This window comes from Microbacterium sp. 05N427 (genome assembly GCF_056397105.1).
Genome location: NZ_JBFTMT010000018.1, coordinates 54,467 through 79,060, shown reverse-complemented (window position 1 = coordinate 79,060; position 24,594 = coordinate 54,467). Strand labels below are relative to the sequence as shown.

Annotated in this window: 19 protein-coding genes and 1 pseudogene; 11 read left to right on the top strand and 9 right to left on the bottom strand. The window is 63.2% G+C overall.

Translation table 11 applies throughout. The features are described from left to right. Nucleotides 1-17: 17 nt before the first annotated feature. Nucleotides 18-506, bottom strand: coding sequence for a hypothetical protein (locus AC1DG4_RS16175; protein ID WP_477420334.1), 489 nt, complete (start codon nt 504-506; stop codon nt 18-20). A 332-nt stretch (nt 507-838) separates the two neighbouring features. On the opposite strand from AC1DG4_RS16175, the gene AC1DG4_RS16170 reads away from it, so the two are divergent. From AC1DG4_RS16170 to AC1DG4_RS16155, 4 genes are all read left to right on the top strand, one after another. Continuing rightward, entirely contained in the window at nt 839-2,680 is a 1,842-nt protein-coding gene (locus tag AC1DG4_RS16170) for a DUF4434 domain-containing protein (protein ID WP_477420340.1), read from the top strand. Nucleotides 2,681-3,008: 328 nt separating this feature from the next. Beyond that, nucleotides 3,009-4,454: a hypothetical protein gene (locus AC1DG4_RS16165; protein ID WP_477420332.1), complete on the top strand. Its 1,446-nt coding sequence runs from the start codon at nt 3,009-3,011 to the stop codon at nt 4,452-4,454. 1,205 nt (nt 4,455-5,659) lie between these two features. After that, nucleotides 5,660-6,307, top strand: coding sequence for an RNA polymerase sigma factor (locus tag AC1DG4_RS16160; RefSeq protein WP_477421342.1), 648 nt, complete (start codon nt 5,660-5,662; stop codon nt 6,305-6,307). Beyond that, a complete protein-coding gene (locus tag AC1DG4_RS16155) occupies nt 6,291-6,977 on the top strand; it encodes a hypothetical protein (protein WP_477420328.1) in 687 nt (228 codons plus the stop codon). The genes AC1DG4_RS16160 and AC1DG4_RS16155 overlap by 17 nt, the downstream gene beginning before the upstream one ends. Nucleotides 6,978-7,964: 987 nt before the next feature. Here AC1DG4_RS16155 and AC1DG4_RS16150 read toward each other — a convergent pair. The 3 genes from AC1DG4_RS16150 to AC1DG4_RS16140 form a co-directional block, all read right to left on the bottom strand. After that, nucleotides 7,965-8,321, bottom strand: a complete 357-nt coding sequence (locus AC1DG4_RS16150; protein WP_477420326.1) for a hypothetical protein — start codon at nt 8,319-8,321, stop codon at nt 7,965-7,967. A 214-nt stretch (nt 8,322-8,535) separates the two neighbouring features. Further along, nucleotides 8,536-8,916: a hypothetical protein gene (locus AC1DG4_RS16145; protein WP_477420324.1), complete on the bottom strand. Its 381-nt coding sequence runs from the start codon at nt 8,914-8,916 to the stop codon at nt 8,536-8,538. A gap of 1,286 nt (nt 8,917-10,202) precedes the next feature. Beyond that, nucleotides 10,203-10,394 carry a hypothetical protein gene (locus AC1DG4_RS16140; RefSeq protein WP_477420322.1) on the bottom strand — a complete coding sequence of 64 codons (192 nt, stop codon included), beginning with the start codon at nt 10,392-10,394 and terminating at the stop codon, nt 10,203-10,205. A 322-nt stretch (nt 10,395-10,716) separates the two neighbouring features. On the opposite strand from AC1DG4_RS16140, the gene AC1DG4_RS16135 reads away from it, so the two are divergent. Further along, the gene (locus AC1DG4_RS16135; protein WP_477420320.1) at nt 10,717-12,456 is read left to right on the top strand and encodes an ATP-binding protein; all 1,740 of its coding nucleotides are present in this window, start codon (nt 10,717-10,719) and stop codon (nt 12,454-12,456) included. A gap of 104 nt (nt 12,457-12,560) precedes the next feature. Continuing rightward, nucleotides 12,561-13,880 carry a RusA family crossover junction endodeoxyribonuclease gene (locus tag AC1DG4_RS16130; RefSeq protein ID WP_477420318.1) on the top strand — a complete coding sequence of 440 codons (1,320 nt, stop codon included), beginning with the start codon at nt 12,561-12,563 and terminating at the stop codon, nt 13,878-13,880. Between the two features lie 113 nt (nt 13,881-13,993). Here AC1DG4_RS16130 and AC1DG4_RS16125 read toward each other — a convergent pair whose 3' ends face one another. Beyond that, nucleotides 13,994-14,695, bottom strand: coding sequence for a hypothetical protein (locus AC1DG4_RS16125; protein WP_477420316.1), 702 nt, complete (start codon nt 14,693-14,695; stop codon nt 13,994-13,996). Nucleotides 14,696-15,037: 342 nt separating this feature from the next. On the opposite strand from AC1DG4_RS16125, the gene AC1DG4_RS16120 reads away from it, so the two are divergent. Both AC1DG4_RS16120 and AC1DG4_RS16115 read left to right on the top strand, forming a co-directional pair. Next, entirely contained in the window at nt 15,038-15,316 is a 279-nt protein-coding gene (locus AC1DG4_RS16120) for a hypothetical protein (protein ID WP_477420314.1), read from the top strand. A gap of 193 nt (nt 15,317-15,509) precedes the next feature. Further along, nucleotides 15,510-15,740 (top strand): annotated as a pseudogene (locus AC1DG4_RS16115) (HepT-like ribonuclease domain-containing protein); the annotation flags it as partial. Between the two features lie 76 nt (nt 15,741-15,816). On the opposite strand, the gene AC1DG4_RS16110 reads toward AC1DG4_RS16115, so the two are convergent. Both AC1DG4_RS16110 and AC1DG4_RS16105 read right to left on the bottom strand, forming a co-directional pair. Next, nucleotides 15,817-16,512 (bottom strand): hypothetical protein, encoded by a 696-nt coding sequence (locus AC1DG4_RS16110; protein WP_477420312.1) that lies wholly within the window; start codon nt 16,510-16,512, stop codon nt 15,817-15,819. Between the two features lie 257 nt (nt 16,513-16,769). Next, nucleotides 16,770-17,264 (bottom strand): hypothetical protein, encoded by a 495-nt coding sequence (locus AC1DG4_RS16105; protein ID WP_477420310.1) that lies wholly within the window; start codon nt 17,262-17,264, stop codon nt 16,770-16,772. 802 nt (nt 17,265-18,066) lie between these two features. On the opposite strand from AC1DG4_RS16105, the gene AC1DG4_RS16100 reads away from it, so the two are divergent. Together AC1DG4_RS16100 and AC1DG4_RS16095 are read left to right on the top strand one after the other, a co-directional pair. Further along, nucleotides 18,067-19,128, top strand: a complete 1,062-nt coding sequence (locus AC1DG4_RS16100; RefSeq protein WP_477420308.1) for a hypothetical protein — start codon at nt 18,067-18,069, stop codon at nt 19,126-19,128. Nucleotides 19,129-19,482: 354 nt separating this feature from the next. After that, nucleotides 19,483-19,713: a hypothetical protein gene (locus tag AC1DG4_RS16095; protein WP_477420306.1), complete on the top strand. Its 231-nt coding sequence runs from the start codon at nt 19,483-19,485 to the stop codon at nt 19,711-19,713. A 56-nt stretch (nt 19,714-19,769) separates the two neighbouring features. Here the strand turns inward: AC1DG4_RS16095 and AC1DG4_RS16090 are convergent, their stop codons facing one another. Further along, a complete protein-coding gene (locus tag AC1DG4_RS16090) occupies nt 19,770-21,098 on the bottom strand; it encodes a tyrosine-type recombinase/integrase (RefSeq protein ID WP_477420304.1) in 1,329 nt (442 codons plus the stop codon). A gap of 765 nt (nt 21,099-21,863) precedes the next feature. On the opposite strand from AC1DG4_RS16090, the gene AC1DG4_RS16085 reads away from it, so the two are divergent. Continuing rightward, entirely contained in the window at nt 21,864-22,877 is a 1,014-nt protein-coding gene (locus AC1DG4_RS16085; RefSeq protein WP_477420302.1) for a cell division initiation protein, read from the top strand. A gap of 841 nt (nt 22,878-23,718) precedes the next feature. On the opposite strand, the gene AC1DG4_RS16080 is transcribed toward AC1DG4_RS16085, so the two are convergent. Next, nucleotides 23,719-24,477, bottom strand: a complete 759-nt coding sequence (locus AC1DG4_RS16080) for a GntR family transcriptional regulator (RefSeq protein WP_477420300.1) — start codon at nt 24,475-24,477, stop codon at nt 23,719-23,721. Nucleotides 24,478-24,594: the final 117 nt, after the last annotated feature.

The following is a 24,594-nucleotide window of genomic DNA, read 5'->3' as shown; positions in this document are numbered from 1 at the left end:
GACCCGGTCAATGCCGGTCATCTGAAAGGCGACGCGAACCACATGGAGATCGTCGGCGATCTGCCGCGACAGTTGCCGCAGGGAGCGACAGCACGGATGAGCGTGGACTTCCAGATGCCGCTGAACGCCCCACCAGGAACCGGGTTGTGGATGAGCCACTTCTCCTTCGGCAACAAGACCCCCGAGAACGGCCTGTCCTCAACCAACACGCTCTCGGTCTTGGCTGACGCAGCCCCCGTCCCGACGCCGACACCAACGTCGGCCCCTTCCCCGACGTTCTCTCCGCTGCCTGGGTCGGCTGGAACGCCCCCGCCCGTGTCCTCGGCGCCGCCTTCCCCGGTGCGTCCGTCGCCGATGGCGACGCCTGCTCCCGTTTCGACCGGTGTCTCGGTTCCTGCCAGTGGTCCCACCGCGGCTCCGCGGACAACCTCGGCCGAGCATGCTCGGGGGATATCGGGGGCGTTGTCGGATACGGGGTCGGCGTTCCCGCTCAGCCCCCTGATCACCGGAGGGGTCCTGCTAGTGGCGGGTGTGCTGATGCTGGTGTCTCGGCGCCGCCCCAGCCCTCAGTAACCGGGCTGCAGTCCCCTGGGTGTTGCGAGTGCGCGACCCGGGGGCTGATTGAGTCTTTTCGTTTCGTTGTGTGGTTCGTGCATGTGCTGCCGGTTCGGGTGGCGGTGAGGTGGTTGTGGTGCGTCGACAGGTTTCGGTGCTGGTTGCCGGCTTTGTGGTGTTGGTGGGCTTGGTGGTCGGTCCGGTGGTGGGAGCGCGGGCGTCAGGGTTGTCGGCATCGTCGCGGCCGGATTGTGCCTCGGCGCCGGCGCAGCACGTGTCGGCGATGTTTCTGCGTCCAGATGCCTCGGACGCGCCATTGCAAGATGACCGGTCGTGGTGGGGTGACCCGAACTCGAGCACGGGCAGCAAGGGAACGGAATGGGCCGAGACCATTTCGCAGTTGAAGGCCCTGTGCGCGGACCAGATCGTACTGCAGTGGACAGCAAACACGTGGGCGGGCACTGACCCGTACTTTCACGTGACGTACGACTCGCCAGCCAACTGTGTGGTGGGTGATGGGGTGGTTCCGGCGGGGGCGACGGGTGGGCCGGGCCGGTTTGTGCGTCCGGTGTTCCCGTCTACGACCCCGGCATGGGAACAGTCCCGCCTCGCGGTGGCGGATCAGTCCGGGACATGTGGTCGCGCAGCGGCCGCGGCGCGTTCGGATCAGGTGGGAGGTTTGTTGGCCGCAGCGAAGAATGCGGGAGTTCGGGTGTGGTTGGGGTTACAAATCGACGAGGTCCCATGGTTCGGAAATGGGCGGGACACACAAGGGTGGATGGACGCCCAGACCCAGTTGTCGAAAGAGATCTTTGACCAGTTATGGGCCAAGTACGGGGCCACTTACAAGGCTCAGATCGCAGGCGTGTATTTGCCGTTCGAAGCGAACACGACCGACTACCGGGCCACAGATACCCCCAGCGATCCGGTAGCGCATGCACAGTTCACCCGGTTCCAGCTACTCAACGGGTATATGGATACAGTGTCAAAGTATGTGACGGGAAAGGTGCCCGGGTTGGGGGTGATGGCCTCCCCGTATCATGTGGCCAGTATCGGTGCGGACCCGGCCAGCAGTGACCAGGTAACGGCACGGGGGACGTATTCGGCGGTGGTGAAGAACCTGGTCACCGGGTCGAGCGTGTCGGTGTGGGCGCCACAGGACGCTGTCGGCGCCCAGTACGAAACCACAGATGATGTGGCAGCGTGGATGGTCGCTGCGCGGGCAGGGTTGGATGGCGCGGGCACGACCACAAAGTTGTGGGGCACGGTGGAGCTGTACAGCCGGCAAGGTGTGGCGAACATGCCAGTCCAGCAGGTGGTGTTGAACATGGCGGCGATGAACAAACCCGTCGGTGGGGCCTCAGCGCACCTGGATGGCTGGGCCGGGTTCTCCGGCAACGCGATGATCACCTCAACGTGGTGGTGGAACTGGCGAGCAAATCAAGCCACCACGGCCGCGTACGCCACCTACCTGCGCTACGGGTGGGCGCCGACACAGAAAGTACCCGCGATCGGGGCGGACAGCTACCCAGGGAACAACCAGGTGACCGCGGCCCTGCTGGGATCGTCGTTCGATGTGTCGGTGCAATGGCCGATGCTCGCGGCCAGCAAACCACAAGACAGTAACGGGACCGGGGTTGTCATCCCGGTGGCCGGATACCAGGTATTCCGGGACGGCGCCCCGATCGGGCAGGTGCCGCAACCGTTGCAACGTGACTGGGCGGCTACCAATCAGGACCAGTACGGGTTCCAGCTGCCGGACACGGGAACCAACGGGGTCCTGGCATTCACCGACCCCAGCATGCAGACCGGGCGCACCTACACGTACCAGGTCGCTGCATTCGACGCATACGGGAACCCGGGACCCAAATCCCCCGGCACCACCGTGACAGTTCCGTTGACCGCGGCCGACGCAGTCAGCACGGCGGGCACCGCGACCACGGACAGCGCGCTCGGGGAACGAATCTCCGCAGGCGCCCCCTACACCGTCGTCGCCGCCGGCGCCGACCCAGCATCCGTATGGTCGTCCGGGGTGCCTGCGACCGCACCCTGGGCAGACGGGCAAGTGCGCCCCAAGCTCGCCGACGGCATCACCGGGGAAGCCAACTATGCCGACCCTGCCTAGGCCGGGATCAACTTCCCCACCGGCACCACAAGCAAAGACGTGACTCTGCAACTGGGCGGGAACACCGTGATCCGTCAGGTGCGCAGCAACTGGCTGAACCAGACAGTGATGGGCATCGTCCCACCGCAGTCAGTCGCCGTGCAGACCGCCTCCAGCCGGAACGCGGACGGCAGCTGGGCGTGGGGGGGCGTTCGCCGGGACCAACACCGATCCAGGCACCGGCACCAACGGAGCCGGGCAAGCCGTCCCACCAGCTAGCTTCGCGAACCCCGGAACCGGGTGGTTCGACGCGACTTTGAACGCCGGGCAGACCCAGACTGTGCAGGCAGTGCGCCTGCACATCACCGCCACCACCGGTACCAATTGGGCGTTCCTGTCCGAAGTGCAGCTTGTCAACGACGCCGGGCAACCGATCAACCCCTGCGCTTCCCCCACCGCGAGCACCACGACCCCAGACAACGTCCCCATGACAGGGACTGCCGCGTGCGTGCTGATCAGCGACACCGACACCGCCGCGTTCTCCAGCACCTACACCGCCCAAGCTGGCGAGAAACTTACTGCACAATCCGCGCCTTCCGTAAACACCGGCGCCGGAACCGCTAACCCCGATCCGGCCACCGCGACCGGCTGGTGCGCCACCACCAACTGCCCCGCCGCCGCCTCTGCCGGATTCGACATCGTCACCGACCTCGGCCAAAACCAACCCATCGGAGCACTCACTTCCGACTGGTACACCCTCCCCAGCTGGGGCATCGGACTACCCGCCCAAATCAGCTACTCCTACCAAACCGACCCCGGCACAAACCCCAACCTCACCACCGGATGGACACCCGCCCCCGCCGCGGCCACCAGCAGCAACGGCAACCTCGTCAGCTACCGCAGCACCATCGCCGCCGCCACAGACACAACCACTGGCAAGATCACCCCCGTCACCGCCCGTTGGGTCAAGACCCACATCACCACCACCGCCGGCGCCCAATCCTGGATCATGGCCGCATCCCTCGCCGCATACACCCCGCCCGCCGAAGACCTCACTGCCAACCGCACCCCAACCCTCTACCCCACCGGCAACACCACCAACCCCAATCACAATCCGAACGACCCCACCACCGGCAACCCCACCAGCACCGACCCCACTGCGAACGCCCTCCAACTACCTAAAGACACCGTCACCGGGCATGCGGCGCCAGCAGACTGCTCCGCCAGCAACACCACGGGATGCGCCGCTCACAGCAGCTACGGGACGAAAGCACTCACCGCCACCGACCCCACCACCGGGCTCCCCGTCGCCGCGAACTGGACCGAGCCCTGGAAACCCGACGCGAACGTCCTCCACCTCGCCGGCTCCCCCGGATGGGACATCACCGTCCCCCTCAGCGACCCCATCACAGGGTCCGCCCCCTACGCCACCACCATCAACGCCACTACCCTCACCTTCAGCCAATCAACCAAAGAAGGCGCCACGCTCCCAACCAGCATCGATGCGTTCTACTCCACCACCTGGAACGCCGACTGGACTCTCCCCGACGATGCCAACACAACGTGGACCTGGACCGGCCACACCGCGGTCAAACCAACACTCCCCCCGTACCTACCCAACAACACCATCCTCACCACCACCTACACCATCCCCACCTTCACCGGCACCAAACCCTCCGGCATCACCTCCACCCTCGCCAAACTCCGCCTCCACATCAACACCGGACCCACCAACATCATCGAAACCACCCACCTCCACACCACCACCTGGCGCGACGGCACCCGCACCAAATGACCACCAGACACAGATCATCGTGCGTGGGTTCCTCGGCAGCCCAGTCGCGTAAGGTCGGCCAGAGCTGTACTACGCACGACAACGAGAGCGAGTATCGACGACCTACCCGCAGCGGTTGCACGGCTGTCAACTTGAGCTGAATTGGAGGGATTTTCGACGGCTGAATACCGAGGACCGCGGCGGGTGCTACTTGCCTGCGGTGGAGTCGTTCGGGGGCCACATGGTCACGGCGCTGCGGGTGCGGTTTGAGTTGCCGGCAAGGCGCCTGACGGGAAGTAGCTGGCCACGACGATCGGGCCTTGCTCATAGCGGGAGGCGACCAGCTGGAACGAGAGCGCTCGGAGCCGAGCTGAAGAAGACCCTGCGCTGCAAGCTGATCATCTGACGGTTGCCACGCCATGCCATGCCACAGAAGGGCCGCTCCACCCCATCGGCTGTGAAGCACCGGTCGAGTCAGCTCACACGCCACGGTATTCCCGATATCACCCGAAGGTACGCCCGAATTCACCCCTTGTGGTATCCCTGCGAGCAATAGCTTGAGAAGCACGTGCTCAATGTCGAAGGGGACTCATGCGGCTTCTCCGTGCCATCAGCCTGTTCGCGTTCGTTCTGATCACCACCGCGTGCGCGAGCGATCCAGTCGACGCGACGCGACGCGAGCCCTCGCGGTCGCCGGCTGCATTGGAAGCCTCGGCAAGCGCGTCAGCGCCACCTGCTGCGATTCTGCCCACGGCCGATCCGACTGTACGAGTTGAGGAGGAGGCTAGGCAGCAATGCGACGCTCAGGGTATCGCCCAATATCCAGATGGATTCGTAGCAGCTCGCACACCAGGCGGAACGATCGCCCACTGGGATGGCGATCGCTACCGGTTCGGCTACCCCGCCACCGTGACTATTCCGGGCCTCACCCCTGATGCACCCCCGATACAGAAGCTGATAAGCGTGACTTGCACCCTGATCTTCGAGGACGGGCACGTGCTCGTTTCCAGCTGGAACGCCACCTGACCAATATCAGCTCGGGAAGCAACACCAAAGACGCTGACCGATGCTCGCGCAGCCATGAGGGCGAAGCAAGATGAATAGCCCTGAATTCTCGCGACTTTGACGTCGCCATTTCGGTCGGTTAGGCCTGCGTCGTTCCGCCCACCAGCGTGGCCTGGACGGGGCGCGTGTAACGCTTCGGCAAGTATCGGCGAATACCTATTGTGAGTACCGATTCTGAAGGCGGCGACGTGGATGTGCRCCGGATCGGCGTCGACTCGAAGGTGTTCGAGTTGTTCTACCGCTCGCATGTGCGAGTGGTAGAACGTTTCGTCGCGCGGCGCGTGGCGGATCCGCACACGGTTGCGGATTTGACGGCGGAGACGTTCCTGGCGTCGGTCGAGTCCGCGCACCGCTTCGACCCGGCCAAGGGCGAACCTCGAGCGTGGTTGCTGGGTATCGCCTACCGGGTCGTGGCTGGTGAGCAACGTCGAGCGGCCCGCGCGTGGCATGCCCACACCCGCGACGCCGGACAACGTTGCCTGTCCGAGGATTCGATCGCCGCCCTGGACGAGCGGCTTGACGCCGAACAAGCGGCCCGTGCTGTGCGGGAGGCCCTCGCCGGTGTCCCAGATGGGGACCGTGCTCTCCTGGAGCTGCGCTGGGTCGACGGAATGACCGTTGCCGAGATCGCAACCGCACTGAGGTTGAAGCAAGGGACTGTGCGAGTGCGTCTGCACCGGGCCAGGCACCGGTTGCAAAAAGTGCTCGTCCGCACGCTGCCTCCGGTGGTCGATATGACTGTCGCATCGGTTTCGGCTGCTCACAAGCATTCACAACCGAAGGGAATGATCAATGTCGAATCAGCTTGACGCGTTCGAGACCGAACTGCTGGAGGAGCTCAAAGCCCATGTAGCGAAGCGGCCGACCCGGCTGCGTAACCGCCGCTTCGCGATGGTGGGCATAGCCGCGGTCGTCGGCTGCGGTGCGGTGGTGGGCACTGTCGCGGTGTCTACGCTGTCCCCGTCGGCCGCGTACGCCGTCACCGAAGACAGCTCCGGAGATGTGACGGTCACCGTGCATAGCCTGTCAGACTCGACAGGCCTCCAGGCCGAACTGGCGAAGCACGGCATCCACGCCACCGTGAACTACAACGCCGCCGCCACAGCGATCGATCCAATGGCGGTGGACGGAACCGCAGTCACCCCGCTGCAGGCACCGGCAAGCCCGCCCGCTTCGGGCGCCAACACTGTGACGGCGACCAGCTCCACCCCAGGCTTCGACCAGACGTCGTTTGAGAAAAACTGCGGCATCAGCATGGGCGACCTGGGCACCAAGCCCATGCCGGCTGTGACCGCTGACGCCGATCAGGCTGTCATCAGCATCCCACATGGCAGTGTCCCGATCGGGCGTGACCTGCAGATCAGCACCGCCGGCGGCAACAAGGAATTCTCCGGGATAACCGTCGGCTGGAACGGACTGGACGGCACCACATGCGGTATCGGCACTGCAAGCGCGGGCACAACACCCGACGGCAAGTAGAGCGCAACCCCGGCCTTGTGGACCCGAGCTGATCCGGTGCCACAAGGCCGGGGCGACGCCATGGGCTATGGGACTTCGTCCTTAGGGTGACTGGCTGGCGAGGACGACTTACTCCACCGGGCTGTTGCCGCCGAGTCCTTATGCGGTCGTGGCGGCGCCAGCGCGTGCATCTGTCAAGGTCGCCCAGAAACGCGCTCACGCTCACGAACCAGCGACGGTGCACGAACCGGTCAAGCACGTCGCCCCCCTGCCGAGCGAACGGTTCATTCCCTGCGCCCACGTCAACTGCCTCGAATCGTTGCCGCGCATCCATCGTGCACTCGCCACGGGGAGCGCGCTGGACAACACGATCCTGTCGCCTACCGTCGCCGGAACCGCGGCTGCTGGAACCCTTCGCGTCCGTGAGCTGTTTCGATACGCAGCGTCCCACCCCTCCAATAGCGTGAAGGGCCTCAAACCGAATGCCCCCAGCCAAGAGATCCACGCTCCCCCGGCGCGCTCCTCAGACGTGTCCCTGCTCCTGGTCGACGGGCGCAGCACGGACAGCCACCATGGCGGCACACCCATCAGCCAGCGCCGATCGTCGCGCCCTCAACCCTGAATGCGCCACACTGGACTACGCCCGGCCATCATCAACCAGCCGAGATAGCGGCCAGGCCGCACTCACCGCGCCGGCGGCCTCTTCGGGTGAGGAACGGGTGAGATCAGAAAGCTTCCAAGCCTAGGAACTTGGAACCGGCCAAGATTGAAACCGGCCAGGCGCTGACATTTTTCGTGGGCTGAGCCACCTATCCAGGGTCGGCGCCTGGCCACACCGCACATTCAGCAATTCCGTCTTTCAGATACATCCGCGTTCTTGCATGCGGCGATCATCGGCGCATCTGCTGCGCTCGGAGCGGGCACCGTTGGCAACGCAACGAAGACCGCGTGTAGTCCGCGCAGCGCGACCTCGCACTCGGCAACCAGGCGTGCAACCACGCCTCATGATCACCGCTCGCTGAACTCGCCGGTGTCTCGAAGCCGTCGGAACGCCTTCTCAAATGCCATCAGTCGTTCCTCCAAGAACCAATCGAGGTTGCGACAGCTAGAGGACTCCCACAGCCGAACCACCACGGCGACATTCCACTCATAGTTCATCTCTGAATCGCCGGCGGGCTCTCCTGAACTGGTCATGTCCCTCACCGCGCAGATGTCGTAAGCCCGCGCGGTTGGCCTCTCTCCTGCTTGCAGGCCAAGCGCCCGAAGGCGCAAACGAGCATCAGCAGGCTTGCGAACACCAAGCACGATCGCGAGCTCAGGAAGCCCGATCCAGCCTGACGAGGGCGTGGGCACGATTTCGGTCATGCTGCGACGGTACGGAATATTGCAGACATTGGCGCCCGCCCGGTGGCGAGCGTCACAGGCTCAAGGATTCGATGTACCGCGCGTCCTCTCCGGACTTGTGGTCATCAACCGCCCCCAAGCGGCGGCGAGAAGGCGACTCGAGTCTTTCCGAGAGAAGCGGCATCGAAAGCTCACACGGTAGAGTGCGCCTGTCCGTGCCAGATAGTGTCGTTCCTCAAACACCGCCAGTCGTAACGGCGCGTCGAAGCTCAGCACCCGAGCGCACATGGACAACGCCAACCGTGTGGAGCTCTTCCGGCAGCGTGTCGACATCTTCCTTCCTGACAACGCACACCGATCCTCCGATCGGCATGATCACCCATTCGCCCTCGACCGCAGCCTGGACGACTACGTCCCAAGCAAGCTCACCGTCGATGTGGTTGAACATCAAGCCGTTCAGAGGCACGTCGCCCGCGCCGTGCACGGCCGCTGAGCCATCCGCGGTAATGTTCTGGCCGCGCGCGTCGAGCAACGGCGCAATGATGCACTGCCCGACCGATTCGCTGCGGTCCGGATGCTCGTCCAAGAAGTCCTGGAGATAGACGTCGAAGCTCACGCTGTCATTCTGGACCAATGGCGCACCGGAGTTTCGCACATCCGGCTCGAGACTCGTCCCGCCCGGGCTTCGAAGGCGCCTGTCCTTATCGCGCCTCGGGCAAGACCAAGTCGGCTGCGGAGCAGCCCGCGACGCTGGGGCATCTTTCACGCGGCCGCGGCCTTGGGCACATTCAACCGCGGTTGAAGGTGCCGTAGAGACTAACAACGCGTTCCTCGCCGTCGAGCGAGCAGTTCGCGATTATCTGGAGCGAGCAGACATTCCATGGCGCCACTCCCCCATTCAGGAGCTTCGCCGGAGCAACCTTCCCAACGGCACTAAGCACTCAGTTGACGATTTGAGCAGGCTACGCAACGCCGCAGCTCATGGCGTCGGCGATATCACGCTCGAGTCGGCGGAAGAGTACATCGACTCAGCCCAGCGTGTCGCCGACGCGATCGAGCGAGGCGACTACGACGTCAGGTAACCGCGGACGCCAGAGGACTCTGCTCGGTCACAAGCCAACCAGGCGTCCGCAGATCGATCGCAGAGCCTGGTCAACTTCCCCGTTTCGGTTCCAGGAGCCACCTCTGGCGGACCTAGCCGAGATCGACGCGGTCACCCGAACGCAAGAGAGTGGGCTCATAACCCAACGACCGAGGGTTCGACCCGGCCCGGTGTGCTTGATCATGACCGGACCAGCGAACCAGTGTCCGAAGCAAGAAGCCTCAGCGTTCATCGGAGATCGGATTGGGCCCGCGAGAGAGTCCAGCTCCCCGCGTCGGGATCCAGCTCACGCAACGCGCCGGGGCGGGTCACGTCGTCCGGTGCGGCGCGAGCATCCTTCGCTGGAACAAGATCACGGCGTCGGTGAAGAGCCCCTGAGCGATCAGCAGCCCTTGATGCGTTTGCGTCAGGGATGCGGTGACACGTACCGGGATGGCTCCATTGCGCGACTTACCGAGCTCCTCGAGGTGAGAGTGACGGATGGATCTGCTCGCACTGGATGCGATAAGCCACTGAGCACCTTCCATACGGACGCCGTGTACTCCCCTGGGACGTCGCCTGCCTGGCCGACACGTCGCAGAATCTTCTCCGTTCCTGGAGCGCCGCCGCTCACTGTGCCCCAGCTGATCTGTTGTTCGTCGCTGCAGCGGCGGATCTCAGCGACGAGCTGTTCGTGCTTGCGCGCCTCATCTTGATCTGCTGCCCGCATCGCGTCCTCCGCAGCCGGGTGTGGAGCACTATCTCGGCCCTCTGGGCGGCGTATAGCCTCACATCCTGGGCTTCCTCAGAGAACGGTGCCATCAGCGTTCGGTGCACCCGATCCCTGTGATCGTCTGGGGATAACACCCATTTGCCATCCCGGCTCCCTCGACCACGGAACGGATCAGCGGGTAGTGCGCATGAAGCGGCACCTCAAGCTTGTCGTCGACGACGAGCATCGCGAGCAGCGCCCTGGCGTTGTCGGCGGCGAGGTTGAGATACGAGCGGAGCAAGTGGCTGGTCCTCAGCCATCCGGTTGCGGCATCGTCAGCCGCAAGCTGCGAACGGGCGTCGGGGACTTGTGCTCCAACCGGCAGTAGAGGTCGTAGAAGTGCTTGAGGAGCGCCAGCCGCCAGCGGATAGCCTCAGCCTCCGCGAGCTCAGCTGGCTCTTCAGCTGGGAACGAGTTCACGACCCGATACTGGCAGTCACCTCGGACAGCAACGCCGCCGGACGTGTGGAGACGCTCGGGACGCACAACGCGTATCCGAATTGATTCGCTTAGACCCTGTACTTGTTTGACACTTGTTTGACTCATGTGCAACTGTTGCACTTGTGTCAAAGTCGGTACAAAGCCCCACGCTCACTGTCGCCCTCGAAACGATCTGGAGCGGCGACGGCGTTGCCGACGATGTCGAAAGCGACGCTCTCGAGTTCAAGAAGCAACAAGACTCCGCCATGGACACGATGAACGACTTGGCTGACGCCGCTGCATGCTTCGCGAACGGCCGCGGCGGCACCGTCATCGTAGGTGTTCGCGACAGGGTCAAGGGACCCGACGCCTTCCCCGGAACCACCCTCGAACCTTCACGAGTACGGCGGAAGATCTTCGAGGTCACCGAGCCCTCCTTGGATGTCTCGGTCGAGGAAACCAACTACAACGGCGTGCGCCTCCTCGTGATCGACGTTCGCGAGGGGCTCGACGTCTACGTGTCTCGCAAGCGGGTTCCGACGCTACGCTTTCAGGACCAGTGCCTCCCCATGACAGGAGCGCAGATCAGCCGTCTTCACGACGAGCGACGAGGGAACGACTGGAGTTCAGAACCTTCAACGTATTCGCTTGCCGACATTGCTCCAAGGACCCTCGCAGTTCTCTCAGACCTCGCCCGCACCGCACGTTCGGACACCATCCAGGCGCTGAGTCGGTCGTCCTCGGACGACCTCATCCGCGCACTGGGCTTGGTCGGCGACGGCGACGTTCTCAACAACGCCGGCGCGTTGCTGCTGATCGGCCCCGACAACGAACGTGAAGTTGTCAACTACCAGTATCGGGACACACAGGGTGGTGAAGTGCGGACCGGACGTCGTTGGACAGGTCCTCTCCTGGCGGCGTACCTCGAACTGGTCCAAGCGATCGAGGCCCGCACCAACACAGTGCCGGTGAATCTAACCAACGGCCAGCAGCTACTCATCGAGGATTACCCGCAAGCCGCAGTCCGTGAAGCCATCGCTAACGCATTCATGCACGGCGACCATCGCGAGCACAGGCCAATCTACGTCGAGCACAGCAGCGATCAACTGATCGTGCGCTCCCCCGGACCGCTCGTGACGGGCGTCACCCCCGATAACGTCCTCACCCACCCGCCGAAACCCCGATTCCCGATACTCGCAGAAGCCATGCGATCCCTCGGCCTGGCAGAGAAGTGGGGTCAGGGCGTTGACAGGATGTACCGCGAGATGATCAAGAACGGTCGCGACGTGCCGTTGTTGACCGTCACGGACGGAGCTGAGCCGGAGACAGTGGTTCAGCTTCAAGGAGGCTCCGCGAACACGCGCGTCGCAAGGTTCATCGCAAGCCTTCCGGAACAAGAGCAGGGGGACACGGACGCGCTCATCACGGTCTTCGCTCTCTTGCGCAAGCGCACCGTATCCGCGTCTTCTCTCGCGCCTCAAGTTCAGCGCGACGTCAATTCGACGGAGAGAGTACTGCGGCGCCTTTCCGAAGGTGATGAAGCAACGATTGAGCCGACAGCCCGCACGGTCCGACGAGCTCACCCCGAGTACAGGCTGAGAAGCTCCGCCATCGCGTCGCTGGGGAGCGCACTTTCATACCAAGTTCGCTCCAGGTCCGACAGCGATCGCAAAGTCATTGCTCACATTCGCGAGTACGGGCACATCAACAACGGCACGATCCAACGCCTTTTCGACGTCGACGTCTACGAGGGGCGCAACATCCTCCGTGATCTGGTCGGCCGCGAGATCCTGGTTCGAATCTCGGAGCAGCGCCGCGGCATCGCAGTGAAGTACGGCAAGGGCCCTAAATTCCCAGAGAAGCGCGGTACTCGTTCAGATTGAGCGCCTGACGGTCCAGGTTAGATGGACGCTATCCAGCAGTCGAAGTGCCCTTTGCTACTCGTCCGTCTAGCGGCAGAGCGTTCGAACCTCGGAGGGAGAACACGATGGACGATCGCTACTGGTCCACGCCTCGTGGACTGCATGCCTCTCAGCGTTACCGGCGCATGACTTCACTTTTCGTCAGCGCAGACTTGGAACCTCCGAGCAAGCGAACGATGAGGGCGGTCAAAGCCCGCGCCCGCGCGAAACTCGAGGCGGCGTTCGCGTCATCTGACAAGTATTCGTACCTGTACCCGCGAGCTCGATGGCCGAAGCCTCGCGCAGCGATCGCTGTGGATATCGCGTTGCATGGCGATCTAACGAGCGCACCTCGTGTTGACACGATCTGCAAGTGGCTTCTCGATGAGCTCAACGGCCATGTCTACCGCGACGATCGCCAAGTGAAGTTGTTGTTCGCGCATGCGGACCGGCGAGACCCCAAGGCAGAAGCGGACAACTACCCATCGGACACACGAAGCCCTCGCTCTGATTCGACAGTTGCTGATATCGGCTGGAGCATGCCCTCAAGCGACGCTGATCCATGGGCCGATGCAGCCGAGGCGACGACTCGGCTCCCAACGCTGTACGTCCAAGCGCGAACACGCGCCAACGTGTTGGCCGCCATGCGGGCCCTTTCCGAGCTGCCGTACTCCATGGACCCGATAGACGATGATGACGACTACAAGTTCTGGAACCCTTATGCTGCGACCTACCCTGGTTCGCGCAGAGACCTCGTCGAGTATCGGGAACGGTTGCAAGCAAGCCACCCTCCCGACCTACAAGAAGTCACCCGGGTGGGGCGCCAACTCGACTACCAGAACCAGGCGTATGAGCAGCGTGTGGCGGATGCGCTCTTCTCCGCGCTCTTCACGTTGCTCCCTGTGCAGGGGCAATACGTTTGGAGCCTGCTGCGCGACCGACTGAGAACCGCGCCATACGTCTTCGACCTCGGCGTACTGTCTGAAGCCGGCGGAAGCCACGCGTTCAAACAGAACCTCCGCCAGCTCCTAGAAGAACGCCGAGACAAGTACCCGGGGCTGTTCCCCATGCGAGCCAAGAGCGGAATCTCCATGGTGGTCTTCGAAGGCGGCAGCCACGGCAAGGACCTCGACAACCTCATCCGCACCGTCCTGCCAGACGTCCTCGACGTCCTGCGTCCCCCACGGACCGACCGGCCAGGATGGGTCGCCACCGCACCCGACATCGAATCGACCTACCCAGACATCCCCTTTATCGAGGTCGCTGCCATCCCAGCCAAAGACGCCGACCCGCCACCAGGAACCGTCATCTTCGGCCTGTCAGGAGGCCATCGATACCAAAGCTGGTGGGCGAAAGCCGAGTCGGATTTGGAGAGGCAACTTGACTGCCTCATCGAGCGGGACTAGCAGTTCACTGCCAGGGCTGACGCCACGCGCACGCGCATTGGTCCATCGCGTGGCCCGGATGGTCGTCGCGCGAGCATCAGAACGTCGATGCCCGGCTACGCCGCAGCCCCTGATCAGGCGCCGACGTTCGCCGGAGCCCTCGGTCGTTGACGCTGGGCCGCGAAGAACCATCCGAGCAGGGCAAGGGGTACGACAGCAGCAGCGAGCACGACGATAGACACCATCAGCAGAACCGTCCACGCATAACGCACTATTGCTCGCAATGGCAGGAAGATCAGCCAGCGTGTGATCCCCTCCAGACCGAACCGACGAAGAACAAGGTGGACGATTCCGCCTCCTGCCGCGACGGCGATGGCGATGCCTGCGATCCTGATGATCAGCCCCCACCAACTAGAAGCGATACCAATGATCGGCCCCTGCTGACAAGCGACAAGAAGCAGAATCCAGACAGTGGCCGCACCCCGAGATCCAAAGAAGTGGCTAGCTTCGTCGGCGAATTTGCCGACTACCCAGCCTCGTCCGAGCACGATCGCAGCAGTGATCCCGACCCACAGCACAGCCACCAGAAGGCAGACGACCTGCAGCTCGTGGGACTTCACTGCGAGAAATGCTGGAGCGTCAACGGTCATCCACCGAGCTACCGGGGCGAGACCGATGAACTGGGCAAACCCTCCGAGGAGGGCGGTCGGACGTTCTCCCTTGTCGATCGCGGTGACTACGAGGATCGCGGCGATGCTCGCGCAAGCCATCATCATGAGGTCGCCCTCCTCGCGCAGCTTCTTCATCAAGTCCGTGGCATCGCTCAGAACACTCATCGCTCCCCCTCCGCCTGCAGCGGGTGTTGACTCGATGATCGCGGTCACGACCGCGACAACGCCGCCTTCGTGCCCGGCGCGGCGCGAACGCCGCCGACTGCCGCAAGGACCACCGCTGTAGTCCGATGCAGCGGTAACCGGCGAAAAGGAGGCATCCGGCTGCCTCTCGATCACTCGCGAAGGAGGTCCCAGTTGACTCGCGTCCGGATATCTGACTTGGATCGAGCAGTCACGCTGCCCTATTGATCTGATCTCACCGAGCATCCGGGCCACAGTCGTGGACTCCTCCCCTCCCTTGCTGCTCACGGTGCACCGCGGCTGCACGCCGCGCATGTGGTGGCCATGGATCTCTTCACCTTTACCGCTTCCCTATCCGAGCACGCTCGCGAGCAGGTTCGTATCGCTTGCCTCGAGCGAAACGTCACCCATCCGAAGCTCGCTGTTAGGCCCAGCGCACCCGAAGAGCTGTGCCTGGTCGTGACTCCTCAGAGGCATGCCAGCCTGCAGGACCTTCTGGATCTTGAGGAGGATCTGGAAGCCATCCTCGCGATCCCGATGACCGTCGTGTCCGCAAACTCGGTGAACGGCGTGCTCCTCGCGCAGGCGGCGGTCTCCCTGTGACCGACCAACCCCGCGAATCCCGAACGCAACGTTTCGCCGCCCGTACAAACAGCGCCCCAATCGAATCGCTGTCGACGGCCCCAGCCGACCAGAAGCTAGCGAGGCAGCTGCAACAAATCGATGAGCTCTTCGACATCATCGAAGGCATCGCCTCTCAAGGGCCTGCTCGGACGACACGTACCTCCCTCAAGCCGCCTTCGGCGCGCTCATCCAGTTGGGAGAGGTCGCCAAGTCGCTCCCCTCGACGTACCGAGACGCACGCCCGTCTGTGAACTACCGCGCGATGATCAGGTTGCGTGACAAGCTCGCACATGCTGACCCGTGGGACGTTGACTGGAACGTGGTGTGGGTGACGATCAGCAAGCGGATCCCTGCTGATCGAGGCACACACGACGCCGCCCTCCTCTCGGAGAGCGGGGTGTAGCCCCGACCTGACGACATCCAGCTTCGGCCGCGGCGCAATGAAGTTTGCGTCCTGGTCGGGCGACGGCTCCGTGCGACTATCCGGAAGAATCGCGATGACGCATCGATGAATCCGATCGCAATCGGATGGCCTTCAACGTAGTCGGCCGAAATCGGACTCGGCTCGACCGAGGGCCTCTCGGGCGCACGGTCGAAGCATGTTTCGGACCTGCTTGATGCTTGGTCCGCAGTGCGACATAGGTGCTTTGGCCGGTTGTGAACAGTGCCAGCGCTCCGACCAAGGAGATTGCCCCCAGCCATGTGTTGAGGCCGGTGGACAGCGCGGGCTCGCTGAGATCCCACCAGTGGCGTTGAGTGGCGATGTAGCCGATCGCCACTGGGATCCAGGCGATCAAGATTCCGCGCTGCACCTCGGTTCCTTTGACGTAGTCGGCCTTGTCTAGGCGAGAGAGCCGAAATGCCCTCATCTCAGCGGTGATCGAGACCAAGATCATGGCCGCCGACACCGCCGCGAGCGGAGCCCAGCCACGTGGTCCTTTGCCATCGAACTGAGCATCTGCTGCATAGGCGACATACAACATGCACCACATCGCATGCGGGAGAGCGTTGACATGCGGAAATCGGCCCCAAGCCGGTCGGTATCGGAGTTGCAGGAAAGCCATTGTCGTAGACACGCTTCCGGCAAGAGCGATCGCTGAAGCGAACGCGAGTGGTAGTGGCGCAAGCCTGTAGAGGAGCGGCAGCACGAGCAACAGTGCGGTACTGGTCGTCATCGAGACTAGGAATGCGCGGCGGGTTCGTACCCTCATCTCTGGTGGCACCGCGTCGGAAGCCTCGCGGGCTAAATCGGACATCGTCCTAATCGTCTGAAGGAGGGAGCTCGTCATGTTGCATATTGAAGTCCGCCCTACTGACACTCACTCCGCGTCGGCACCCTGGATGGACTGCGCCGCCATCGTTGCCACGCTCGCATCGCAGTTTTGTCCAGTACCGGTCTTTGCCACAGGCTCGGCCAGCACATGCTGTTGCGTCACTCGTCCGGTCGAAACTCGAGCGGCGCGTAGGCGCCCCAGCGGCGCCTCAGGATCAGAGCGGCCGCGGTCATGATCCACAGGCCAGCTGTCACCCACAAGCCCACGGTCACAGGCATTTCGCCCGCCGAGGTCGCCGACAGCACCATGGTTACCGCGAGCGAGAGCAGGACAAGCAAACCCACAGTTTGGGAGAATATCTGCAACTTGTATGTCCTCCCCTTCCTCTGGATCGCCTGCTTGTACCGATGGATATCGCGGAGAACATGAGCATCGAGCGATCGCGCTAGCTGGGCTTCGTACGACTGGTCTGAATCATCCGCGAGCTCAATCTCGTAGCGCTCCAGCAATAGGCTGCGGAGCTCTCGGGAGGTTTGAGCGCGCTTCGCGTGCCGCATCGCTGTGGCATCTTGATATCGAGCCGTCAGGTAGTACCCAAGCAGCACGACTCCGGTCCCCAGCAACGTCAACGCTGGCCCGATATCCCAAGTCATTGAGGTCTCCTTCAGTCAGCACCTCTAGTGAGGAACAAACTTATGAGAAGCCGCGACGTCGCTCGAGTTAGCTCGAAGGGCGGCTCACTCTGCGGCTCGGTCGCTCAGGGTTGTCGTAGAGAACGCTAGAGCAAGGCGCCGTCGCAGGACGGTGATTCGACCGCCACATCGAGCAACCGGGCCGGCCACAGTCCGTAGCGCCACGTAGGAGCAAGGCCGATGCTCCCCCGAAACCACCCGAACTGGCCATTTAGTGGCCAGCCAGCCACAATCCGCGCTCCTCAATCCCCTGCACGACCCGCCCGGCTCCTCCGCAGGGATACGGGAGCAAGGACACATCTGCGCTCGCGAGCACCGCCGCGCCTGCTCGCAACCCGCGGTGCAAAATCCTGGATCGCCCACCATTCACCGCCGAACCTTGACATCTCCCCTCGCGAATATTGCCAGGTCAAGAGGAAAATTCAGGTCTMGAATGTCTCGAAACCTATGCCAGCCAGAAGCGGAAGCGCTATCGTCCCGGGGCTCTCGGATCCGTGACTCAAACCATGTCACGCTGTCACCGCGCACGTATGCGGGAAGCCAGTGATTCAGCGGCCGAACGACTCAGGAGAAGAACTTGAACCATAAGCACGTGACTGATCGCTCGAGTGCAACCAAACAGTCGCCTTCCGTCCGCAACAGGACCCGTACACGAGCGAGTCGAACGGTTCGCCTTCGCGCTGAGCAAATCCGAACACGACACCTGAGGAGACGMGTAGCTAGCGACAAGGCCGGCATACGGTCCGAGCCGTTGAAGCAAGCTGTGGTTGCCGCCCTTGTCGTGGCCGTATTCCTCATCGCGTCGGTGCCAGCTATCCGCGCGTTCGCCACTCCCCCGGACACTGCTCCCGCACCACTGCCACCTTCGTTCTCTGTCTTGATCGAAACAGGCGCCGGCGTTCATCCGGGGATGGTCGCCGAGCGCACCGCTCGTTGGAACGGACCCAAGGCGTTCAGCGCGACCCTCGATCTCACCTACCCCGGCTGGGACTTTCGAACACCAACTGAGGCGGCGTCCGTCGTCGTTGCTGCGCCCAAGTCACTGGGTAACTGGATATGCGTCCCGGTCTTTCAGGCCATCGCCGATAGTGGCGACCGCTCGACGACCGGGGTGATGTGGGATCAGAGTGTGACGCTTTCGCAAGGAACCGCGCTGAGCTCGACCGCGCGCGAGCACTTCGAAGACGCCTTCTTCCACAAAGCGCAGAAGGTCGACACGAGCGCCCGATGGACGGCCGACGCGGTCCGCCATCGCTTGAAGTCGTCACCGGAGTTGGGTGGTGAGTCTGGGACTGCCCAACTCATCGGCGCGAACTGCCTTGAGCTTCGATCAGCCGCAACGCTGCCCCACGGGCTGTCTGCCGCGGACTCGGCGGCTTGGGTCAAGACACATGCCGCGTTGGTGAATCCGCCACTCGATGACGGATCACTCCGCCGCGTCCAGTTCCCTGACGTCATGGTCACGAACTCCGCTCACGTGATCGCGCGAACTGCGTTCACATTCAGCTTCCCCATCAATTGGACTCTCGTCGACGGAGACCTGGGAGGCCTCATCCTTGAACCCACAAGGATCACGACCTGTACGAGTGCACCGAACTGCGTCGGAAGCTACAACGGAGACGGATTCTCGTGGGTCTTCGAGGATGCCTCGGCTCGCAAGAAGGCTGACGCCGAGCTCGGATTCTCGTCGGCGATGTTCGGTACTGCGGTCGCGCTCGGGACATCGGTGCTAGTGACACTCTGCGTCGCATTCTGGCCAAGACGTTCCCGGTGGAAGAACGTCCTCACCAGATTCAGGCGCCACCGCCGCAGCCCGCGCATGTAAGGAGGCATGAAACACGAATCTCCCCGGATCATGGACGCGCGCGGTCGCGACCTCGCCCGCTTCGGCCTCCGTCTGACGCTCCTTCTCCCGCTTGCGCCGATCGTTGGCGCTTTCGCTGGATCGTCATTCTTGCGCATCGGAATCGCCTCGGGTGTCATCGTTCTGACATCGGTCGCGGTGACTGCGTGGGGCATCGCATTGCGAGCAAAGGCAAGACGTCGCGCCGCACTCGTTCACCGCAGGCTAGGTGCATGGCCGCTTGACCCACCCGGCTCTGATTGCCGCCACCCCCGCCGGCGGCGTTGGCGGCGCCGGTAAGTGCCCACACTTGGGGATCCCGCGCAAATGTGCGTTATGCAGAACGATCGATCGCGCGAAACCGGCCGTTGGAAGCAGCTGATCTTGGTTCTCCGAGAGGCTGTGGTCGGCCCCTTCATTATGTTCGGCCTCATCGTTCAGGCCAACGTCGGCCATCGTCTTTCCTTGTGGGGAAATGTGGCGTTCGTATCGATTGCCAGCATCTCGTTCGTTTGGGAAAGTGCATCGACCGTCCGCCACTGGCTGATCCGCCGCGAGAGACGATGAGCCCTAGCCGCTGTCTCCCTCATGGGAACCAACGCCTCGAGCATGTTTCCCATTAGTTAGTTAGCAGGCCGACCACAGTTGCACGGCCTACAAACACCGCCCAGGAGCACCGCGCCGTGTGGGGAAATATCGTGCCCCTCCGCGTGCGTCCCTCGCGGCGACCACACCTCAAGCCTCTCGTCGAACGGGTAGCGCGCGTCCAGCACGTCGGCGGTGATGCGCGGGACGTCGAGGTTCGGCTTGATGTAGTGCGCGTATGTGGTCTCTGCGCGTGCGTGGCCAAGCAGGAGGCGAGCCATTTCGATCTCAGTGCTGGCGAACACCGTCGTGGCGGCGGTCTTCCTGAATGCGCGCGTTGAGAACGTAGCGACATCGATCCCAAGCGCCTCGAGCTGCTCGGCGTTCTGCTCGCGGAACCCGCGCATGAGCCGCCCGATGTTGTGCGTTGAGCGGGGCGCGCCTCGCCGTGTTGGGAAGAGAAGGTCCTCCATGTTCTCTTGGTACTCGACGACGCGACGACGAAGGACTCTCGCGGCGAAGCGTGGCGCGACGATACTTCTGATCTGCCGCTCGCGCTTCGGTACCGGCTGCCGGATGATGCCGTACTTCTTCGTCTCGCTGATCGTGCCCTGAACTTTGACTCGTGTGACGTCGCCCTCCACGGCGACGTCTTGTTTGCGGAGCGCCAGCACTTCGCCGATTCGCATCGAGGTTCCCAGCATGACGAGGCATACGTCGATGAGCAGTTCCACATTGGGCCGCCCACCTCCCTGCCGGTCTGGATTCGCGCCACGCCATTGACGCATGAGCTCGAAGACCCCGACCAGCTGCTCGAACTCGAGGTCAACGAACGTGGTCACCGGGGTTGGTATCCGATCGGCGTCTGCAAGCGGGTTCGTGGACATTGCCTCGTGACGGCGGGCGAATCGCAGTAGGAGCCCGAGCACGGCGCGGGCGTTCAGGGCATACCCGTTCGCGTGATCTCGTCGCAGCATCTTGAGGAAGCGATCGCAGACGCCGGCGGTGATCTTGATCATCGGGAAGGCTCCCAGATGCGGAAGGATCGCCAGCCGGAGGATGCTCGCGTAGTTCTCCTTCGTGGACTGTTTGCGATCGCTTGGTTCAAGCTCCTCGACGAGCCAGTACTCGGCAAGCTCACGGAGCGTGATCGTCGGCTCGAAGGCCAGGATCAAGCTGCCCCACGCGACCGAGGCCTTGCGGTGCAGGGCTGTGTCGGCTTCGGCGGCTGTTCGCCCGACAGCAGAGATGTGGAGAGGGTCACCCGCGCCGTTCCGGATCAGGCAGCGGGCCCGGACTCTGCCGGATTCGAGGATCGTGTACGAGACGCTCCCGAGCTGTCCGGGCTCAAGCCTGGGGCGGCCCATCAACGACAACCCAGCCGAGCGAAGCGCTGGAAGTTCTCGTGTGGAAGCGGACGGGACGGACGCGGAAGAGTCATACTCACATGAGTGCGGCTGGACACCCGAAGTTTACCGGTCCGCACCGATTAGCTCGGCCTACTACGAATTCGCACTGCACAAGTATCAAATGCTATCCATAACTAGCGGAGTTGAGTGGGTGAGATTCGGGTGATACCAACTCCACGACAGTCGCGGGGATTCTAACGCTCGAGCCGGAGACACTCACTCGATATCGGGTGAGATTCGGGTGGTATCGCGTTCCATTCGGTGGCAGCGGCGTAGAACGCGATTCGCTACCCGTACGCGTTCAATCGTGCTGGTGTCCGAGAAGTTGCTTTCACCTGCTTGCTCGACGTCCAACCTGCCGATCCCTAACAAGCGCACCTTTCCTTCGGCCCAAGCTGGCGGTCGGGTTTGTGGTACTCCTACGGCGACGATCGGGAAGGAACAATCATGACTTCTGATGGCGGGGGCCTGAACGACGCCGACGAGCTCTTCGCGCAATTGTTGGACAGTTCGTTGTCTTCCTCGACTCGAGGATTTGCAATGAGTTTCCGCGGATACGACAAGGATGAAGTGGACGCGCATGTCGCTGCGCTCACTGCGGAGCTCAGGCGCGTCCGTTCCTCACTTGACCAGGCACAGGAGTTGCACCAGGCGGAGCTGGAACTGCTAGGGGCTGACCATCAGCAAGCCCTTGAAGCATTCTGCGGTGACGAAGACGCCCTTGTGTGCACCTTGGAGTCCGACCTCGCGACGGCGAACGCGAAGGTCACCGAGTCGGCGCAGCAGATCCAGTCGCTGAGCACGGCGCTCGCCGGATCCCAGGAGGACATCGACGAGGCCACGTCCCGTTCGCAGTTCGAGACCGTGCTGCGGGTGGCGGAGGAGCAGGCGAGCGTGCTGATCCAGAACGCCGCGGTGCAGGCGGAGCGGCTGCTGGAGGCGGCGCGGGACGAGGCGGCCGCGAAGCGTGCGGAGCTGGACGCGGATGTCGCCCGGATCACGGCGCAGGCCGAGCGGGACGCCGACCAGGTGCGCCTGAAGATGGAGACCGAGTTCACCGCGCACACCGCGCAGGTCGAGCGCGAGGCCGCGCATGCGGCCGAGAAGGTGAACCACGCCGAGCAGGAGGCGCACTCGATCCGCACCGAGGCGGAGAAGGGTGCGGCGGCTCTGCGGGCGATGGTCACCCGGGAGACGACGGATCTGCGCGTCTCCGCCGAGCGCGAGGTGCGGGAGATGAACGCGAGGGTGCTGGAGATGGAGGAGTCCCTCACCCGCCGTCAGGACGATGCGCAGCAGGAGTTCCTGGTGCTGCACAACCAGGCCGTCGCGCACGCGGAGCGGATCACCGCGGATGCGAACGAGCAGGTCTCCTCGTCGCTCGCGCACGCGGAGCGGATCTCGGCGAAGGCGGAGGACTACGAGCGCCTGATGCGCTCCCAGGCGAGCGCGATCGAGGCCGAGGCGCAGGTGCGCGCCAGGGAGACCCTGGACCGCGCCCGCACGAAGTCGCAGAAGATCGTCGACATGGTGACCGCGCACACCGGGAACGTGGTCCGTGATGCGGATGACCGTGCCCGTCAGCTGCGCTGGCAGCAGCAGCAGCTCACGAGCTTCATGGCCGAGGTGCGCGAGCTGATCCGCCCTGACGGCGCGCTCGGCAGCGAGGCATCCGGAACCGCCCCCGCAGCCGAGACCGAGACCGAGACCGAGAGCGATGTAGCTTCATCGCAGTAGTCGAGTACTGCTGAGGCCATCCTGAGTGAAGTCCAGAACACGTGGCGGAGCCGGCGATGTTGGCCGGCATCATTGGTGTGCCGTTCTCCTGGGAGATTGGCGAGGCGAGCGCCGTGATTGCTGCATTGCGCTGCTTGTCATATTCGCCTTGTCGAGCTCAGGCTCGAGCAGTCTGATAGCAGCCTTGACGGCGTTCTTCCTCGTTGCACCTGCCGAAATATTCGCCAACATATGAGTTTCATTATTCTGGCACGACGAATTAAGGTCTTCGCAAGGCTCACACTTTTGGGTGCGGGAGGGCACAATCGTGCCCCGGCCTTGCCACGTTGGACCCCAGGGGACGGGTACCGACGTGCCCGACAGCTCGAGCGCCTTCTCTCCGGAGGACCGAGCGGGTGTATTGCGTACTCGCGGGCGCAAATACACCGGTTGCGGCTCACCGAGCCCCCCCCCTTTCTCGGTGAGCCGCAGCCATAGGCCTGCACAACCTGATCAGCTGAGATTTCGCCGAACTTGCCGCGTTAGCGCGCGGAGCGCGCCGAATAGAGTCGTGCGATACACGCGAACGTCCACTCGTATCTCGTCGATGGGGCGAGCCAGCACGGTTGCGTAGAGCTGCCGAGCAGCGGATGCAGCGTCGGCCTTGTCATCAATCCGGATCTGCCGGCCGATGTCGACGGCGTGAATGACCCAGCCTCCAGGCTCTGCGTACGCGGTCGCATCAAACTGAACGGGCAAGACGTGCCTCCAAGATAAGCCAACTGTTACTGCTTCACTTGAGAGACGAGGAGACTCCCTGAGCATGACGCGCGTATTTCAGCCTGGATATCAAGGACCGTCGTCAACGATGCAGGCGAGTGACGTTCGGGTGCGCATCTCGCTCGCTCCCGGATTCGAAGCGGATGGTCGCAACCAGAAGCGAGTCCAGGTGCCGCTCTGCGGACGCTGCTTCCCGAGATCCGATCGCTTCGACGAGGTCTGCAAGATGGTTGAGTGCACTGGGGAGCTTGTCCGTTGAGAACACCGCAAGCTGCAGGTCCCGTTCCAGGACGAAACCCATCTCCGACATGACTGTGGCGTAGCTTGTGCCTTCCGCAGCTTCCGCTAGTACCGCGAAGCATCGAAAGAACTGCCTTCGCGCCTCCGTAGGATCGTCGGATTCAAGCGCGTTCCCGTAGTCTTCCAGTCCGTAGAGGAAGTCTTCGCGGATGAGGGGGTTGCGGCTCCATACGAGCAGGCGCAGTGCGCTGCCAGCCAGATGGCGAGTCAGGCGCAGAGAAACCTTCGCTTGATCTGGCGTTACCGGGTGGACGTGCGTATACCTGTTCGCTCGCGTCGTCACGATTCCTTGATGTTGGAGCCGAATCAGCGCCTCTCGGACGGGAGTACGCGAGACTCCAAAGGCTTCACAGAGCTGCCCTACATCAAGTGGGGGGCCCGCTGGGATCTCGCCCGTCAGAATTGCGTCGGCTAGCCGCCGATACGTGTACTCGCTCAGCGACTCGGATTCCCCGCGCGTCCAGCGCTGGTCGTTCTCTACTGCGGACGGTGCAGGCTGCGTTCGAACGCTGATGCCGGCCAATCTGCTCTCTCGAATCATGGACACCCCCAGGAGCGGTTCGTTGGGGAAAGTTGAGCATCCTGACTCAGTCGGCGCGGTGACGCGTCGAAACTTCATGCGCGGTATCACCTGAGGATAGTCCCTTGCATGCTGGCC

Coding starts and splice junctions, on each gene's coding strand:
- AC1DG4_RS16080 (WP_477420300.1), bottom strand. CDS start 24,477: ATGATTCGAGAGAGCAGATTGGCCGGCATCAGCGTTCGAACGCAGCCT.
- AC1DG4_RS16110 (WP_477420312.1), bottom strand. CDS start 16,512: ATGACGACCAGTACCGCACTGTTGCTCGTGCTGCCGCTCCTCTACAGG.
- AC1DG4_RS16095 (WP_477420306.1), top strand. CDS start 19,483: ATGCAGAACGATCGATCGCGCGAAACCGGCCGTTGGAAGCAGCTGATC.
- AC1DG4_RS16120 (WP_477420314.1), top strand. CDS start 15,038: ATGGATCTCTTCACCTTTACCGCTTCCCTATCCGAGCACGCTCGCGAG.
- AC1DG4_RS16105 (WP_477420310.1), bottom strand. CDS start 17,264: ATGACTTGGGATATCGGGCCAGCGTTGACGTTGCTGGGGACCGGAGTC.
- AC1DG4_RS16090 (WP_477420304.1), bottom strand. CDS start 21,098: ATGGGCCGCCCCAGGCTTGAGCCCGGACAGCTCGGGAGCGTCTCGTAC.
- AC1DG4_RS16155 (WP_477420328.1), top strand. CDS start 6,291: ATGTCGAATCAGCTTGACGCGTTCGAGACCGAACTGCTGGAGGAGCTC.
- AC1DG4_RS16130 (WP_477420318.1), top strand. CDS start 12,561: ATGGACGATCGCTACTGGTCCACGCCTCGTGGACTGCATGCCTCTCAG.
- AC1DG4_RS16150 (WP_477420326.1), bottom strand. CDS start 8,321: ATGACCGAAATCGTGCCCACGCCCTCGTCAGGCTGGATCGGGCTTCCT.
- AC1DG4_RS16170 (WP_477420340.1), top strand. CDS start 839: ATGTTTCTGCGTCCAGATGCCTCGGACGCGCCATTGCAAGATGACCGG.
- AC1DG4_RS16125 (WP_477420316.1), bottom strand. CDS start 14,695: ATGAGTGTTCTGAGCGATGCCACGGACTTGATGAAGAAGCTGCGCGAG.